Genomic DNA, 16259 nt, shown 5'->3' with positions numbered 1-16259 from the left:
ATAGGGTGGTCAAAAAAATGAAAGTGTGTATAATGAAATAGACCAAGCGCTTTATTGTCAGAAAATTTAGTCATTTGATTCATTGGGTAACACGGAAGGTATTACATGTATGTGGAGGTAGTTGTATGAAAAAATCGACATTATTCCCGTTAGCGTTCACGATTTTCGCATTATTCTTCGGGGCCGGGAACTTGCTGTTCCCACCGATGCTAGGTGCGATGGCAGGACAGAACCTCGTCCCAGCCCTAGTCGGCTTCGTCATTACCGGCGTCGGGCTACCATTACTCGCGCTCTTCGCAGTCGCGCGGGTCGGCGGTGGGTCTGACCAAATCGCTCGGTATATTCCGAAGCGTCTTGCTCTCGTCTTGACGGGATTAATGTACGTGGCAATCGGGCCGTTCTTCGGGATTCCTCGGACGGCAGCCGTCACGTATGAGATGGGAGTCGTACCGTTCCTCGGTGCGCCATCTACGCTCACGCTCGCAATCAGTTCAACTGTCTTCTTCGGATTAACGTTCTTCTTGACGTTACGCGCTCAAAAATTGATTGAAATCATCGGACGCATCATCACACCAATCCTCTTGCTCTTGCTTGCGGCAATCGGAATCACGAACCTCGTGGCTCCACTCGGGAAGCCGGTCGCACCAGCAGAAGGATATGAGACATGGATCGGTGCGCTCGGGGAAGGTTTCAAACAAGGTTACTTGACGATGGACGTCTTCGGCGCACTCGTCTTCGGGGCCATCGTGCTCGTCACGCTCAAAGCGAACGGTATGACAGACCAAAAAGAAGCGTCTTCGCTTCTCCGCTCGTCAGGCTTACTTGCCGTCACATGTTTGATGCTCGTCTATATCTCGCTCGGATCGATCGGAGCGAATATGACGGGTCAAACGGGGACGACAGATGGCGCAAGCTTGCTTCAAGCGTTCGCCGGTTCTTCATTCGGACAAGTCGGAATGCTCGCACTTGGGGCAGCAGTCTTCCTCGCTTGTTTGACGACAGCGGTCGGGCTCATCACTGAGTTCTCACGCTTCATCAGCAACACGTTCGAATCACTCAAGTATTATCAGGTCGTTATCGCGACGACGTTGTTCGGCTATCTCATCTCACTCGTCGGACTCGGTACGTTGATTCAAATCGCGGTACCGCTTCTCACGCTCTTGTATCCGGTCATGATCGCACTCGTTCTCGTGTCGATCACGGAACGGATTCAACGCAACCCTCACGTCGCCATGAAGGCGACAGTGTATACGGCCCTCGTGCTCTCGCTCTTTGAGACGACACACGGTTTGGCGCCGTCTGCTGCAACCGAATGGATCACGAACTTGCCGATGGCCGAGATCGGGCTCGCCTGGGCGGTTCCAACGTTGATCGTGTATGTGATCACGCTTTTCTTACCGAAACAACGTTCCAATCAATCACTCGCTCAATCACGCATCTCATAAGCAAGTGAACGAACACCCATCCTCTGGTCAAGGATGGGTGTTTTGCTGTCTTATCGTTTGCTCATTCCATTCATCAACAAGTAAAATGAAAGGATGAAAAGGAAGTGACATACATTGACGACTAAACAAAAGAAACAATTGGCGATTCTCATGTTGAACATGTTCATCGCTGTAGCAGGATTCGGGATCATCATTCCGATCATTCCTGATTATTTGAAGATGATCGGAGAAGGCGGCACTGCTGCCGGTCTCATGATCTCAGTCTTCGCAGGGGCCCAGTTGCTCATGTCGCCGATCGCCGGGAAATGGGCGGATGTTTACGGACGCCGTCTAATGATTATTTTAGGTCTGATCGGCTTTACCGTCTCGATGGGCGTCTTTTACTTATCTGACAACCTGACCGTCCTCTTGATTTCACGGGCAATCGGCGGCGTCGGGGCCGCGCTATTGATTCCGGCGATTTTCGCCTACGTGGCCGACATCACCACGCTCAAGCAACGGGCGAAAGGGAACAGTTATATTTCCGCGGCAATGTCGCTCGGGATCGTTATTGGACCGGGGATCGGTGGCTTCTTCGCTGAGTTCGGTTTGAAGGCGCCGCTTCTCTTGTCAGCGATTGTCTCGTTCGTCGCCGTCATCTCGTCGATCATTCTATTGAAGGAACCCGATCGAGAACCATACGTTCAAACGAGCGAGAGCGAGTCGTTGCCGCGCCAACTCGTGTCGTCGACACGGAAGCCGTATTTCTTCGTGCTCGTCATCAACTTGGTCATGGCGTTCGGTTTGATGGCGTATGAATCTGTCCTCGGCTTGTTCGTCAGTGAGACGTTCAGCGCGACACCGCAACAAATCGCGGTCATGATCACCGGGACAGGCATCGTCAGCGTCATCGTGCAGCTGTTCGCCGTCGACCGTCTCGTTTCATTGCTCGGTGAGATCAAAGTCGTGCTCATCTTCATCATGCTCGCCGCGCTCGGTTTCTTGTTCTCGCTGTTCGCCGGGTCTTACACGATTTTCTTCGCCGTCACGTTGATTATCTTCTTGTCGACGTCGATTTTACGACCGGTGTTGAATACGCTCGTGTCGAAAATGGCCGATAAGGAACAAGGGTTTGCGATGGGGATGAACAACGCCTACATGAGCATCGGCAATATCGTCGGGCCGACGCTCGCCGGGATCGCGTTTGATATCGATATGCGCTATCCGTTCGTGATGGGACTCGTCCTGTTGCTCGTGACGTTCGCCGGAACGTTGAACTGGTCGAAGCGGAAAGCGACGGCCACGTTCGAACAATGATGTAAGGAGGGAACATGATGATTTATGTCGGTGTGACGGGATGGGGCGACCACGATTTGCTGTATACGAACCCGGAAGAACGTAAACATAAACTGTCGACCTACGCGGGGCATTTTCCGACCGTCGAGATCGATTCCTCGTTTTATGCGATTCAACCTGTGAAGAACTATGAGAAGTGGAATCAGGAGACACCGGAAACGTTCCAGTTCGTCGTCAAAGTTTCCAGGGAAATGAGCGGACATGACCGCGAACCGAAATTACCGCTCGCCGAACTGTTCGAACGGTACCGGACCTCGGTCGAACCGTTGAAGCAGGCCGGAAAACTCCGGGCCGTGCTCGTCCAGTTGCCGCCGTGGTTTGACGTCTCAAAGCCGCATCTCGATTATTTGCGGACGATTCGCGACGAGTTGAAGGACTATGACATCGCGATCGAGTTCCGCAACCCGACTTGGTTCTCCGAGGCGTTCCGGGAGCGGACGCTCGCTTTCTTGACGGAACTTCGGTTCATCAACACGATCTGTGATGAGCCGCAGACGAAAGAGAGCAGCATCCCGTTCGTGCCGGTCGTGACCAATCCGGAAGTGGCCGTCGTTCGCTTACACGGGCGCAACACGGCTGGCTGGCTTAGAAAACCAGGAATGACGAGCCAAGAGTGGCGTCATGTGCGTTGTCTGTATCGCTATAGTGAAGACGAACTGCAAGAGCTCGCGGCGGCGCTTAAACAAGTCGACGCAGCGGCGAAGTCGGTGTACGTCTACTTCAACAACAACTCGGCCGGAGACGCGGTACCGAACGCCAAACGGTTGATCGAGATCCTCGGTGCCGAATATGAGCTCGCCCCGAGCCAAATCAGCCTGTTCTAGGAAGGGGAATCGTCTTGAGAACGATCACGATGTATCATTATAATGACTTACATTCGAAATTTCATAACTGGCCGCGTCTCGTCTCGTTTTTGAACGAGCACCGGACAGAAGAGACGCTCGTCTTCGATCTCGGCGACCATGCCGACCGGACCCATCCGGCGACGGAAGTGACGCGAGGACAAGTGAACGTCCGCCTGCTCAATCGCGTCCAACCGACGGCGGTCACGATTGGGAACAACGAAGGCATCACGTTCCCACATGACTGGCTCGCCCATCTATACGAAGAAGCGGAGTTTCCGGTGTTGCTCGCGAACGTCTATCAGGCGGATGGCACGAGACCCGATTGGGCGACGGAGACGCTCGTCGTCGAACGAGACGGACTCCGCATCGGGCTGTTCGGCGTGACGGCACCGTATGAAGAACTTTATCCGGAACTCGGTTGGGCCATCGAAGCGCCGCACGCGGCAACGAAACGTGCGCTTGAAACACTCCGAGACTGTGATATCGTCATCGCCCTCAGCCACCTCGGTTTTTACGCCGATGAGCGGCTCGCCGAAGCGTTTCCGGAAATCGATGTCATCCTCGGGGCCCATACCCATCACGTGCTCGATGACGGGGTCGTCACGAACGGCGTCCTGATCGCCCAGGCCGGCAAATACGGGCAATACGTCGGGGAAGTGGAACTCACCCTCGACGGGAACCGAATCATCGAGAAGCGGGCCAGTTTGCATGACTTGACGGAACGAGAGACAGATGAAGCGACGGTTTCAACCTTACAAGAAGAATACAGCCAAGCCGAGCGGCTGCTCGACGTGACCATCGCTGACACGCCGGGTTATCCGAGCGACTGGTTCGGCCCATCTGCCCTCGGTGAACTGTTGGCAGGCGGGCTGGCGGACTGGTGTGACGCTGAAGTGAGCGTGATCCCGGCAGGCGTCCTATTGGAAGGGTTATTGCCGGGGCACGTCACGCTCAATATGCTTCACCGCATCTGTCCGCATCCGATCAACCCTTGTCTGCTCTCGCTGGACGGAGCCACGCTGATCCGTTTTTTAAACGATGTCCAAGAAGAAGCGTTCACGACGATGCATGTCCGCGGCCTCGGGTTTCGCGGAACGGTGCTTGGCGCCCCGATTGTCCACGGACTCGAGTTGAGGCATGGTCGCTATTACGTCCACGGTCAGGAAGTCGAGCTCGATGAGACGTATCGCGTCGCCACGGTCGACATGTTCACGTTCGGTCCGCTCCTTCCTTACTTGGCCGACCAGACGAAGCGTTACTTCATGCCAGAACTGCTCCGTGATGTGTTGCGGGAAACGATTGTGACACGCCATAATGCCATCCGAAAAGGATAGGGGCGGGGCCGGTCGGCATGATATGATAGGAGAGTGGAGGTGTGAAACATGATTAGAGTGAATCGCCACGGCTATACCGTCATCGAAGAAAAACGGGACGGTTTTGACGAGGAGGCATTCATCGCACGCTATAGCGACGTGCTCGATAAGTATGATTATATCGTCGGGGACTGGGGTCACGGACAACTTCGGTTGAAAGGATTTTATGAGACAAAATCCAAGTTCGCGACATATGACAACCGGATCGACCATGTGATGGATTACGTGTACGAATACTGTAACTTTGGGTGCCCGTTCTTCGTGCTCAAGAAAGAGACGGAAATCGATGAGGCGGAAGACGGTCCGGTCTTCGGCGGCACGAAACAACCGCTCAAACTGAAACGCAAATTCAATAAGTCGGAAGAAGCTGAACCTTCGACCGGCACATGACGCGCTGATGACATCAGCGCTTTTTTTGTTACATTTATTTTCCAAATGTTTCTTTTAGGTGAAAAGACGGTGTGACAGGTTTAGGGGTGGGAAAATTGTGATAACTTATATTTATAGCAATTGTTTCTGTTCGGGTTTTGGAAGTGAGGTGGAAGTATGCAACACGTACAAACGGCGACCGTCGGTGACCGCGATGACGTCCACAACCGAATTCATAACTTCGGTCTGGGCTTACTTGCGATGTTGTTCTTCGGGTTAGGGAGTATCATGACGTTTTACTTCACGGCCGCAGTCCTTCTCTATGAGGTTGTCCACGTATTGCTGATCCGCCGCTTTGAATATCGTCAGGCGTTTCTGAGAAGCCGTCTATTTAAAATCATTTCGTTGGCGGCAGTGGCCACAGGTGTGCTCTTATTTATTTTATCGATGTCACAGTTTTTCATGGGCAATGTGATGTATTGAGGGGGAGGGAAAAAACCTTTTCCCTTTTTTCGTGGTTTTTTGAAACTTTTCTAGAGGCGATGACGTACACTTAGGAAAGACCTCACAAAAAGGATGATGAAAAATGACTGCACAGTTAAAACAACATGCACAAAAAATGTTAACCGGAAAGCGTTGGCTGATGGCCGGGCTATTAATTTTATTCGTCGTCTTGAACGGGATTCCACAATCGTTCGCGCCGCCTGTCCCTGTAGACCCAGAGGCGATACCGACGGCGGCTGACACGGGACTTACGTTCTTGTCGCTTCTTCTCACTTTGTTGATTGCACCGCTCACAATCGGATGGGCGTGGCTCGTCCTTTCCGTTTCACGCGGCGAGCGGCCAGGCGTCTCAAAGTTGTTCGAGCCATTTAAAACGGGCTACGTCAAGCACGTGCTCGCCCCGTTCTTCATGGGATTGTTCATTTTCTTATGGACGTTGCTCCTCGTGATCCCGGGAATCATCAAAGGGTTCTCGTACTCACTGACGTATTACATTTTACGGGACCAACCGGAACTATCGGCCCTTGAGGCGATCACGGAATCACGTCGCATGATGGATGGGCATAAGATGGACGCGTTCAAACTCGTCCTCTCATTCATCGGTTGGTTCTTCGTCGGGGTGTTCACGCTCGGAATCGGTTTCTTGTACGTCTACCCGTACTTCACGACGACGTACGCGACGTTCTACGACTCGATTCGTCAAGCGGAACGACCACAGACAAACCATGCCGGAACGGATTTCGAACAAGGATTCTAAACGAAAACCTCCGCTCATCGAGAGCGGAGGTTTTATCATGCGTTGATTTCTTGTTTTTGGAGGTATGGCTTGAGTGACAACGTGTGCTCGGCGACGACTTTACGAATCGTCTTCGTTTTCGAGCGCATGACGAGCGACGTCGTTTCGACGATATCGTCCGTCAAGAATTTGACGCCGTCGAGCAGTTCGCCTGACGTGACGCCTGTCGCCGCAAAGATGCAGTCATCGCTCTTGACGAGGTCGTTGATTGTGAGCAATTGGAGCGGGTCTTCGATGCCCATCGAGATGACTCGCACCGTCTCTTCTTCGTTCATCGGGTGAAGGCGTGCCTGCATGTCGCCACCGAGCGCTTTGACGGCCGCTGCCGTGATGACGCCTTCCGGGGCGCCGCCCGTGCTGATAAAGATGTCAATCGGATTTGATTTGACGGCTGCCGCGATTCCCGCCGAGACGTCTCCGTCTTCGAACAGCTTGACGCGAGCGCCCATGTTCATCGCCGCTTGACGCAAGTGCTCATGGCGATCACGGTCTTGCATGATGACCGTGACTTCTTCGATACGCTTGCCGTTATAGAGGGCTGCCTTCTCGATGATCGATTCGAGCGGTTCGTCGAGCGAGACTTTCCCTTTCAAATTCGGCCCGACGACGAGTTTATCCATATACATATCCGGTGCGTGGAGGAGGGCGCCCTTATCGGCGACCGCGATGACGACCATGGCATCGCCGAGCCCTTTGGCGACGATTGACGTCCCTTCGAGCGGGTCGACCGCGATGTCGACTTCCGGCCCAAACGTCGTGCCGAGACGTTCACCGATATAGAGCATCGGTGCCTCATCGAGCTCGCCTTCACCAATCACGACGGTGGCGTCCATATTGACCGTCCCGAGGACTTCACGCATTGCTGACGTGGCTGCGTCGTCTGCTTCGTTCTTTTGACCACGACCGATCCATTTTGACGAAGCAAGTGCTGCTGCCTCAGTTGCTCGTACGATCTCTAGCGCTAATTCTCGTTCCATAGTGTTGTACCCTCCACGTGATGTCTATTTAATGTGTCATACTATTTAATGTGTCAATCCGTGGATTAGTGTATCACAATCAGATAAATGATGTAAATAGGTGAGATTCTTTTCTCGAACGAGAAAAAGGATTACTATAGGAGGCAGGGGGGATTCCGATGTATTTTGTGAACAGAGAAAAGATTAGCGAGACGTTGGCCCATATGGAGACGATGCTCGGTCGACTTGATCAACTAGAGGGGAACGCCTTCACGGTCGAACTGGCGAAACAGCGGTTGGCCGTCCATTTGATGGAAGGCGTGATTGATGTCGGCAATTCGATGATTGATGGCTTCATCATGCGCGACCCGGGCAGTTATGAGGACATCGTCGATATTTTGCTCGATGAACGCGTGCTCGATGCCGAGACGGCAGTAGCCGCAAAAGCGCTCGTGGCGCTGCGGGCTCATTACGTCCGGGAGTTCGTCACGGCAGACTCGGACCGATTCGACGCTTGGGTCGAGCGCTATAGAGCGACGTTCGAGGCATTCCCAGAGCAGGTCCGGCATTATATCGAAGTGGAACTTGGACCTGTATCAGCATTTCTACCAGAAAGCGAGTGATTGGATGGATTCGATTAAAGGATACTTATTTGACTTAGACGGCACGATTTATGCGGGGACAGCCCCGATTCAAGCAGCGGTCGATTTCGTGAATCGACTCGAAGCAACGGGCTTCCCGTACTTGTTCGTCACGAACAACGCGTCGATGACGCCGAAACAAGTGGCAGATAAGCTCGTCTCGATGGGTGTACATGTCACACCGGAGCACGTATTGACGAGCGCGATGGCGACGGCCCGTTACATCGAGAAGATGACGCCGGGCGCGACGGTTTACATGATTGGGGAAGACGGCTTGCGTTTAGCGCTTGAAGAACGCGGCTTCCACGTGACGGAAGAGGCGAAGGCGGACTATGTCGTCATCGGGCTCGACCGCCATATCACTTACGAGAAGTTGGCGAAAGGCGCACTCGCGATTCGTTCCGGTGCCCGCTTCATCTCGACGAACGGCGATATCGCCATCCCGACCGAACGTGGCTTTTTGCCTGGGAACGGGGCGCTCACATCCGTCTTGGCTGTGACGACAGAAAAAGACCCATTCTTCATCGGGAAACCGGAACCGGTCATGGTCGATATCGCCCTTGAGATGATCGGTCTCACAAAAGAAGAGGTCGTCATGGTCGGGGATAACTATCATACCGACATCTTGTTCGGAATCAACGGTGGACTCCGGACGCTTCATGTCAATTCGGGCGTACACGGTCCGGCCTTTATCCAAGAACAAGAAAAGCTCCCGACCTATATGGTCGAAAGCTTAGATGAATGGACGCATGCATGAAAAAAAGGGATGACTCACGTCTCCCTTTTTGTTTAGAATACTTGTTCGACTTCAACGATGCCAGGTACTTCTTCGATGAGCGCACGCTCAATCCCGGCTTTCAAAGTGATGGTTGAAGATGGGCAGCTGCCGCATGCACCCATCAAACGAAGTTTGACGATGCCTTCTTCCACGTCTACGAGTTCGACGTCACCGCCGTCGCGAAGCAAGAACGGGCGTAATTTATCGAGTACTTCTTGGACTTGATCAAACATTTCCATGGTATCTACCCCTTTCTGGTTCCCTTTCATTCTAGCAAGTTTGAGATTGTTTCTCAATCATTAACGCTGAGCGTTTTGTGACGATGTCACTTCTTGAATTTTGTATAATAGGAGAGAACAGGGGGAATGGACATGAAAATCACGGTATATGGGGCTGAGGTGCAGTGTGCGAGCTGCGTCGGGGCACCTAGCTCGATCGAGACATATGAATGGTTGCAAAGTGCGCTTGCCCGGAAATATCCGGATCAGGCGTTCGAGTTCGAGTACATCGATTTCGAGACGGCGGACGACGACATCGCTGAGGCGATCAAGCAAGACGAGTGGTTTTATCCGCTTGTCCTCTTGAATGGGGAAGTCGTGGACGAAGGGGTCGTCCAGTTACGAAAAGTCTACTCGGCCATCGAGCAGACGACAGCATGAAAAGAGTCGAGCGACGATTGTCGTTCGACTCTTGTTCGTTACAGAAGGCGGAACGATGACGTCGCCGAACCAGCCGTGTAGCCAGTGAGCGTCGCATCAGCCTTCACTTGGTACGTGCCGCGCTGTGACGAAGAACTTGTCGAGAGCGTGAACGTGATGGCGCCTGTCGAACTTGTCTTGCCTGTCCCTGTGAGCGTTGTGCCGTAAGGTTGTGTGACCGTCACACGGACGTCGGCGTTTGCGACCGGTTGGCCGTTCGCGTCCCGCACCGTCGATGAGATCGATACTTGCTCACCCGCGTAATAAGTCGACTTCGATGTCGATACTGTCGTCGCGAGTGCTTGAACAGGTTGTGACGTCCCACCAGACGTTGGAGCTTGGACGAGTCCGTTTCCGAACCAGGCGTCGCGTCCAACCGCGCCAAGGTCGATCGAGTCTTGTGACAGTTTTGAGCGGAGTTGTGCGCTCGACAACGTCGGGAACGCTTGCTTCATGAGAGCGAGGTTACCAGCGACGTACGGAGTCGCCATCGATGTCCCGCTCATCTGGCCGTATCCGCCAGTTGCGAGTGTCGAGTTAATGCTCACGCCTGGTGCCGCGACTTCGACCGTGCTGCCTGTAGCCGAGAATGAGGCGCGATTGTTGTTGATGTCCGTCGCTGCGACAGCGATGGCCGAGCTGTATCGGGCCGGGTAGTTGACGAGGTCGCCCGATCCGTCGGTGCGTCCGTTGTTACCGGCTGCCGCGACGACGAGGATGCCAGCATTATTGGCACGGTCGACGACTTGTTGGAGCGTTGAGGATGGACTCGTCGTCCCGAGACTCAAGTTGATGACGTCCATATCGTTCGTGATCGACCAATCGATCCCGGCGATAATACTCGATAGGCTACCGCTACCGTTCGCCTCGAGTGCCTTGACGGCGTAAATGCTCGCCTCGTGGGCAATCCCGACGGTCCCAATGCTGTTGTTACGGGCCCCGATGATACCAGCGACGTGCGTCCCGTGACCGTTGTCATCGGCGTACGAGCTCGTGACCGTGCTGAATGAGGCACCGCCCGAAATCGTCAAATCAGGATGCGGCGAGATCCCCGTATCGACGACCGATACTTTCACGCCTTTCCCGGTGTATCCGCTCTGCCAAGCCGATGGGGCTTTCAATTTCGGGATGCCCCAGTCCTGGGTCTGGTTCTCGATTTGTACCGTTTGATCGACTTCCACGTGGGCGACGTGCGGGTTGTTCTTCAGTCCGTTCAGTGCGGCTTTCGGTACTTCAAGCGCTGCGGCTGGAATGTTTTTGTACTGTTGGCGAACTTCCATGCCTTCGATTGAGAGCGGGATATTCTTCGCTGACTCTTTGAAGACGACGATGACGCGTTCTTTCGATTTGTTGGGAGCAGCTTCCGCGGCTTCCGGGACGGTTGACAAGACGAGCAATGAGGCGAGGACGGTGCTACAGATTTTTTTCAACTTGTTTCCTCCTTCGGATTATGTAGGCGAGGTGACACGAAGTCGTTCGGCCGTGACCCTAGAGTAACAAGTTTTGCCAACGGGTAGAATATGTCAATCGAATCAATAATCTGAATATTTAGATAAGGATACAGGGGATTCAGATACAAGACTTTTGGCTCAACACGATGGTGGCTGAACGACAAATGGATTGCTTTACATTAAAAAGGATCGACCGAGATGGTCGACCCAGGCATGTTATTTAATGACTTTATGTTTCCAAAGAATTCCGGACTTGAGCAATCGCGCGACTTTTCCGGTGAGCGACTGCTTGCCCATGAAGACGCCGAATCCGGCCTTCTTCCCAAGCGATCCTAACGTGCCTCGGAGTTTGATATCCGGCAAATCCGGATACCCGACACCTTTCCATTTACAGAGTAGCACTTGGACGATCTGTTCGGCCTGCGCTTCTGCGAGCTGACCCGAAGGTGCATACGGCAGGCTGGCGTTGTCCCCGACGACGAAGATATCGGGCTGTTCCGGGACGTAGTGGTGTGGTGTCAATTTGACACGTCCACCCCCATCGAGTTCCCAACCTTGGTTGCGGACGACGGCGACCGGTTGAATCCCGGCGGTCCACACCGTCAAATCGGAAGCGAAGTGCTGTTCATGGTTCCATAACCCATCGGCGTCGACCCGGACGATGTTCGAGTTATTGATGACTTCGACACCATGTTCCTCGAACCAAGACTGGACATACATCGAGACACGGTTTGATAGGAACGATAGGACGGACGGGCCGCGGTCGAACAAACGAACCGTCAAGTCGGGACGACTCTCGCGCAGCTCGCTGGCGAGCTCGACACCGGACAGGCCGGCACCGACGATCGAGACGACCGATCCCGGAGATAGGCCGTTGATTGCTTGCTGGGTCTTTCGTGATTCTTCTAACGTTTGGATGCTGTACGTGAACTCGGCGGCACCGGGTACGTTATGGTACTTGTCCTCGCAACCGAGGCCGATGACGAGGTCGTCGTACGGCACTTTTTCCCCGCTCGCGAGCAGGACCATTTTGTCCCCCGTATCGATATCGGTGACTTGGCCGTATATGTAGTCGACCTCTTCTGGAAAATCGATGCGGATGTCACGATCCGACACGGTCCCCGCCGCAAGTGCATAATACTCTGTTTTTAATCCATGGTAAGGTAGACGGTCGATGAGTGTGATCGATACGTCCTTCAGCTGATGGCCGAGGACACGTTCGATTACACGCATACCCCCGTAACCGCCTCCCAAGACGACTAATTTGCGCATAAAAATCCCCCTTTGTTACACTTCAACTGTATCATGTTATAATACGCCGTAGAAGAACCATTTTCCTGCTTTGAAGGAAAGGGGAAGGGTGAATGACATGATGAATCCGATCATTGAGTTCTGTGCCTCCAATTTAGCGATGGGTTCACAAATCGCCCGCGCCAAATTAGAGTCCGATCCAGACTTAGACGTCGTCGAATATGGCTGTACGGGCTACTGCGGCGTCTGTTCGCTTGACTTGTTTTGTCTCGTCGATGGTGAGGTCGTGACCGGGGATACACCGGAACAACTCGTGACGAATGTATATGAAAAAATTGAAGAAATGGCATGGTGAAAAAGTTTGAAGGACCTTCAAACTTTTTTTATTTTGACCGTTTTGACCCGTTGCATTTTTAAAAAGGGTCTGTTATATTCAAAGAGGTTCGAATGTAGGTTGTCTGACGTTTAACAACAGAAAAAGAAAGCGTTTCAAACGGTAGGACACATCTCGATTCGGGTATATCACATTATCAGGTTTCCCCAATATGAAAGGAGCACAACACCAATGAATATCATGAGCGTGGTTGGTATTTTGGCACTAATTGGAATCGCTTACATCTTCTCGACCAACCGTAAAGCCATCAAATGGCGCACCGTGCTTGCCGCTTTCGCGGTACAGTTTACGTTCGCCTTCCTCGTCCTCTTCACTACAGTAGGACGTAACGCGTTAGAATGGATCTCAGGAGGCGTCCAGAACGTCTTGAACACGGCGAACGCCGGGATTAGTTTCGTCTTCGGTACAGCTGTCGGCGGAGACAACTTCGTCTTCGCGTTCCAAGTGTTGACGATTATCGTCTTCATGTCGTCACTCATCGCACTTCTCTACTATGTAGGTGTCATGCAGTGGGTGATTCGTATCCTCGGTACGGCTCTCGCCAAAGCACTTGGCACGTCACGTAAAGAGTCGCTCTCAGCGACAGCGAACATCTTCGTCGGTCAGACGGAAGCGCCGCTCGTCATCAAACCTTACCTTCCAACGATGACACAATCGGAACTCTTCGCTGTCATGGTCGGTGGTCTCGCCTCGGTTGCCGGTTCAGTTCTTGCTGGATACGCTGCTCTTGGTGTACCGCTCGAGTACTTGCTCGCAGCGAGCTTCATGGCTGCTCCTGCGGGTCTCATGTTCGCGAAAATCATCGTCCCGGAAACAGACGTACCGGATGACGATATCGAAATCGCTGAAGATGAGGAGAACAAGGCAGCGAACTTCGTCGATGCAGCCGCTCGCGGTGCCTCTGACGGTCTCTTCCTTGCTTTGAACGTCGGTGCGATGCTTCTCGCCTTCGTTTCATTGATCGCGCTCGTTAACTTGATTCTCGGTGGAATCGGTGGCTTGTTCGGTTTCGACGGCCTCACGCTTCAATTGATTCTTGGTTATGTGTTCGCGCCGCTCGCATTCGTGATCGGTGTGCCATGGGCAGATGCTGTTCAATTCGGTAGCTTCCTCGGACAAAAACTCGTGTTGAACGAATTCGTCGCTTTCTCTGAATTCGCACCAATCATCGGTTCTGGTGACCTCTCGGCACGTACGGAAGCTATGATCGCGTTCGCACTCTGTGGATTCGCCAACATCTCATCACTCGCCATCCTTCTCGGTGGTCTTGGTGGAATGGCGCCGAACCGTCGGAACGACATCGCGCGCATGGGTGTCCTCGCGATTCTCGCAGGTACGCTTGCCAACTTGATGTCAGCGACACTTGCTGGTCTTCTTCTCTAATCAAACACGGTATACTCAGAGTGATCACTTCGGTGGTCACTCTTTTTTGGGGAGGAATGACATATGTATGGAATGATAGCGCTTTTTGATGAACAAACGGAGAAACGAATTCAAGAGGTATGGGAAGGCTTGAAACAAGAAGGAATTACTTCTTATGCATATGAAGTCTCGAATCGACAACCTCATATAACATTAGCTAGTTACAGTAGTTTGAATGTTGAGGCGTATATCGAACTGATGGACAGCTACTATCAATCGAAGGAGATTATAAATCTAACATTTAGTACGTTGGGTACGTTCATTCAATCGAGTGCACTTTTTCTTTCACCTACAATCTCATCCGGATTGAGGAGCCTCCACTTAGAGCATCATCGTATATTTGGGGAGTTTAATGATAACGCTGAGTCCTTATATTTGCCGGACTCATGGATTCCGCACTGTACACTGGCAAACAGATTGTCTAAAGAAAAGATGAAAGATGCTTTTGAATATTGTACTGATATTGTAAAACCTATAGCTGGAAAAATTGTAGAGGTGGCATTAATTGAATTAGTAACACCGATTCACGTTCGAGTATTACATAGAGTAAAATTATCCGCACAAAAGTAACAAAGCTAAGTTACTTAGGTGCATTCTTCTGTCAGGTTTGTCATATGTGACTAGGACCGATAGAAGGGATTGACCAGGAAACGGTGGGGGTTTATCGTTCCTGACGAGGTATATCCACTTCTTGGAGTCTCGGCCAAGTGGCTTGCCAATTCTTTTTACTGATCCGGGCTCGATAAATATGATGGTGTGAAGAGTCGTTCGCAAAGGCCGGGGTCGGTCGTAACTGTAGTTTGACTATGTCGTCGATACCGTAAGGGGCGGCCAGCTTCAAGCGTCCGCTCGCATCAAGGCTGACACCGATGGCCGTGACCGTCTCAGGGAAATGGGCCAAGGCGTCGACCGCAGATTGATACGGTGGCAATTGATTGACCAGATGCATGCGGGCCTGGTTTTTGACCGACCAAGGGACGTTCGGTAACAGGTCGTGCAGTTGTGCCTCATACTGTTTTTCAATCGCCTCGTCGATGTGAGATCGGTCAAAGTAGATGACATCGACGTCCTCGGTCGGCGTCGGTACTTCGTAGCCGTGCGCGTCATCCCATATTTTTGCCCGCACGTATCCGGCACAAATCCACCAATCGGGTAAACCGAGCGAAGCGACGATTGTCAACAGACGCATCAGTTCCACATCAGTCTCTAAAAAATGGGTCACATCTTCAGTCGTGTTCAATCCATCTCCTCCTATTCTCTCATTAGCATAGCGTACCTATACAAAAAGCACCTAGACCGGGGTCTAGGTGCTTGTCAGTTACGCTTGAAGTTGCATGCGCTGGCGTTCGATCCACGGCTTCAATTTGAGGAAGAGTGGGACGAACAAGGCGCTGATCAACAAGGCCTTAATGAAGTTGAACGGCAAGATACCGTATAGGACGAGGTCCGTTTTGACTGCCGGTTGCGCCATCTCGGTCATGCCGAAGAAGAACGCGTAGGCTGGTAAGATGAGCAAATAGTTCAAGATCGCCAAGCTGAGTGCCATCGTGATCGTACCGGCCACGAGGCCTGAAGCGAGCGCTTTATTCGTTTTACGTTTATGGTAGAACCATGCGACCGGATACATGAAGGCGACACCTGCAAAGAAGTTCGCGACTTCACCGACCGGAACGCCGCCACCATTGAAGACATAGTAGAGGACGTTTTTTAGAGCGACAACCACGACGCCTGCGAGTGGGGAGAACACGATCCCGGCGACGAGCGCGGGAATGTCACTGAAATCCACTTTTAGGAACGGTGGTAGGAAAGGCAGCGGGAAGTTAAAGAGCATGAGGACAAAAGAAATGGCCCCGAGCATCGATAGCGTCACCAGTGTTGTCAATCGTTTGTTGCGCGTTGTTTTCATCAAAATCTCTCCTTTTGTCGCTCCTTGATGAATGGCACCCGTCGCATAGAAAAACCCGATTGTATCAAACAATCGGGAGAGTTTACGCGCATACG

The 16259-nt window shown here is 52.5% G+C and carries 19 protein-coding genes; 13 read left to right on the top strand and 6 right to left on the bottom strand.

Going from position 1 to position 16259, the window contains the following annotated elements; all coding sequences use genetic code 11:
- The first annotated feature begins 125 nt into the window (after window positions 1–125).
- The 7 genes from brnQ to AC13H5_RS10395 all read left to right on the top strand — a co-directional run bounded on the left by brnQ (window position 126) and on the right by AC13H5_RS10395 (window position 6628).
- Window positions 126–1445: a branched-chain amino acid transport system II carrier protein gene (brnQ, locus tag AC13H5_RS10425; protein WP_034778429.1), complete on the top strand. Its 1320-nt coding sequence runs from the start codon at window positions 126–128 to the stop codon at window positions 1443–1445.
- A gap of 114 nt (window positions 1446–1559) precedes the next feature.
- On the top strand, window positions 1560–2741 hold the full coding sequence (locus tag AC13H5_RS10420; RefSeq protein WP_034778427.1) for an MFS transporter: 1182 nt from the start codon (window positions 1560–1562) through the stop codon (window positions 2739–2741).
- Between the two features lie 17 nt (window positions 2742–2758).
- Window positions 2759–3604: a DUF72 domain-containing protein gene (locus AC13H5_RS10415; protein ID WP_215191241.1), complete on the top strand. Its 846-nt coding sequence runs from the start codon at window positions 2759–2761 to the stop codon at window positions 3602–3604.
- A 14-nt stretch (window positions 3605–3618) separates the two neighbouring features.
- On the top strand, window positions 3619–4959 hold the full coding sequence (locus AC13H5_RS10410) for a bifunctional metallophosphatase/5'-nucleotidase (RefSeq protein WP_483545687.1): 1341 nt from the start codon (window positions 3619–3621) through the stop codon (window positions 4957–4959).
- Between the two features lie 48 nt (window positions 4960–5007).
- Window positions 5008–5388, top strand: a complete 381-nt coding sequence (locus tag AC13H5_RS10405; RefSeq protein ID WP_021065508.1) for a YutD family protein — start codon at window positions 5008–5010, stop codon at window positions 5386–5388.
- Between the two features lie 156 nt (window positions 5389–5544).
- The gene (locus AC13H5_RS10400) at window positions 5545–5850 is read left to right on the top strand and encodes a hypothetical protein (RefSeq protein WP_034778423.1); all 306 of its coding nucleotides are present in this window, start codon (window positions 5545–5547) and stop codon (window positions 5848–5850) included.
- A 103-nt stretch (window positions 5851–5953) separates the two neighbouring features.
- A complete protein-coding gene (locus tag AC13H5_RS10395; RefSeq protein WP_034778418.1) occupies window positions 5954–6628 on the top strand; it encodes a DUF975 family protein in 675 nt (224 codons plus the stop codon).
- 35 nt (window positions 6629–6663) lie between these two features.
- Here AC13H5_RS10395 and glpX read toward each other — a convergent pair whose 3' ends face one another.
- Entirely contained in the window at window positions 6664–7644 is a 981-nt protein-coding gene (gene glpX, locus AC13H5_RS10390; protein ID WP_483545686.1) for a class II fructose-bisphosphatase, read from the bottom strand.
- Window positions 7645–7802: 158 nt separating this feature from the next.
- On the opposite strand from glpX, the gene AC13H5_RS10385 reads away from it, so the two are divergent.
- Both AC13H5_RS10385 and AC13H5_RS10380 read left to right on the top strand, forming a co-directional pair.
- Window positions 7803–8246: a DUF86 domain-containing protein gene (locus tag AC13H5_RS10385; protein ID WP_483545685.1), complete on the top strand. Its 444-nt coding sequence runs from the start codon at window positions 7803–7805 to the stop codon at window positions 8244–8246.
- A gap of 4 nt (window positions 8247–8250) precedes the next feature.
- A complete protein-coding gene (locus AC13H5_RS10380) occupies window positions 8251–9021 on the top strand; it encodes a TIGR01457 family HAD-type hydrolase (RefSeq protein ID WP_214706604.1) in 771 nt (256 codons plus the stop codon).
- Window positions 9022–9053: 32 nt separating this feature from the next.
- Here AC13H5_RS10380 and AC13H5_RS10375 read toward each other — a convergent pair whose 3' ends face one another.
- Window positions 9054–9311, bottom strand: a complete 258-nt coding sequence (locus AC13H5_RS10375; protein WP_232819607.1) for a NifU family protein — start codon at window positions 9309–9311, stop codon at window positions 9054–9056.
- Window positions 9312–9407: 96 nt separating this feature from the next.
- On the opposite strand from AC13H5_RS10375, the gene AC13H5_RS10370 reads away from it, so the two are divergent.
- Window positions 9408–9701 (top strand): DUF1462 family protein, encoded by a 294-nt coding sequence (locus AC13H5_RS10370; RefSeq protein WP_138859124.1) that lies wholly within the window; start codon window positions 9408–9410, stop codon window positions 9699–9701.
- A 38-nt stretch (window positions 9702–9739) separates the two neighbouring features.
- Here AC13H5_RS10370 and AC13H5_RS10365 read toward each other — a convergent pair whose 3' ends face one another.
- Window positions 9740–11170 carry a S8 family serine peptidase gene (locus AC13H5_RS10365; RefSeq protein ID WP_404582325.1) on the bottom strand — a complete coding sequence of 477 codons (1431 nt, stop codon included), beginning with the start codon at window positions 11168–11170 and terminating at the stop codon, window positions 9740–9742.
- A gap of 237 nt (window positions 11171–11407) precedes the next feature.
- Window positions 11408–12463 (bottom strand): NAD(P)/FAD-dependent oxidoreductase, encoded by a 1056-nt coding sequence (locus tag AC13H5_RS10360; protein WP_034778394.1) that lies wholly within the window; start codon window positions 12461–12463, stop codon window positions 11408–11410.
- 97 nt (window positions 12464–12560) lie between these two features.
- Here AC13H5_RS10360 and AC13H5_RS10355 point away from each other — a divergent pair, with 97 nt between their 5' ends.
- The 3 genes from AC13H5_RS10355 (at window position 12561) to AC13H5_RS10345 (ending at window position 14828) form a co-directional block, all read left to right on the top strand.
- Entirely contained in the window at window positions 12561–12797 is a 237-nt protein-coding gene (locus tag AC13H5_RS10355; protein WP_021065517.1) for a YuzB family protein, read from the top strand.
- 210 nt (window positions 12798–13007) lie between these two features.
- Entirely contained in the window at window positions 13008–14219 is a 1212-nt protein-coding gene (locus AC13H5_RS10350; RefSeq protein WP_029595115.1) for a NupC/NupG family nucleoside CNT transporter, read from the top strand.
- A 63-nt stretch (window positions 14220–14282) separates the two neighbouring features.
- Window positions 14283–14828 (top strand): 2'-5' RNA ligase family protein, encoded by a 546-nt coding sequence (locus AC13H5_RS10345; protein WP_483545684.1) that lies wholly within the window; start codon window positions 14283–14285, stop codon window positions 14826–14828.
- Window positions 14829–14919: 91 nt separating this feature from the next.
- On the opposite strand, the gene AC13H5_RS10340 is transcribed toward AC13H5_RS10345, so the two are convergent.
- Both AC13H5_RS10340 and AC13H5_RS10335 read right to left on the bottom strand, forming a co-directional pair.
- Complete coding sequence (locus tag AC13H5_RS10340) at window positions 14920–15447, bottom strand: nucleotidyltransferase family protein (RefSeq protein WP_483546555.1); 528 nt, start codon at window positions 15445–15447, stop codon at window positions 14920–14922.
- Window positions 15448–15576: 129 nt separating this feature from the next.
- Window positions 15577–16164, bottom strand: a complete 588-nt coding sequence (locus AC13H5_RS10335; protein WP_029595118.1) for an ECF transporter S component — start codon at window positions 16162–16164, stop codon at window positions 15577–15579.
- Window positions 16165–16259 lie beyond the last annotated feature (95 nt).

The sequence above is a fragment of the Exiguobacterium sp. FD-YE-25-4 genome (assembly GCF_057004685.1).
Note: the sequence above shows the minus strand (reverse complement) of the source record. Positions and strands in the feature narration are given on the sequence as shown.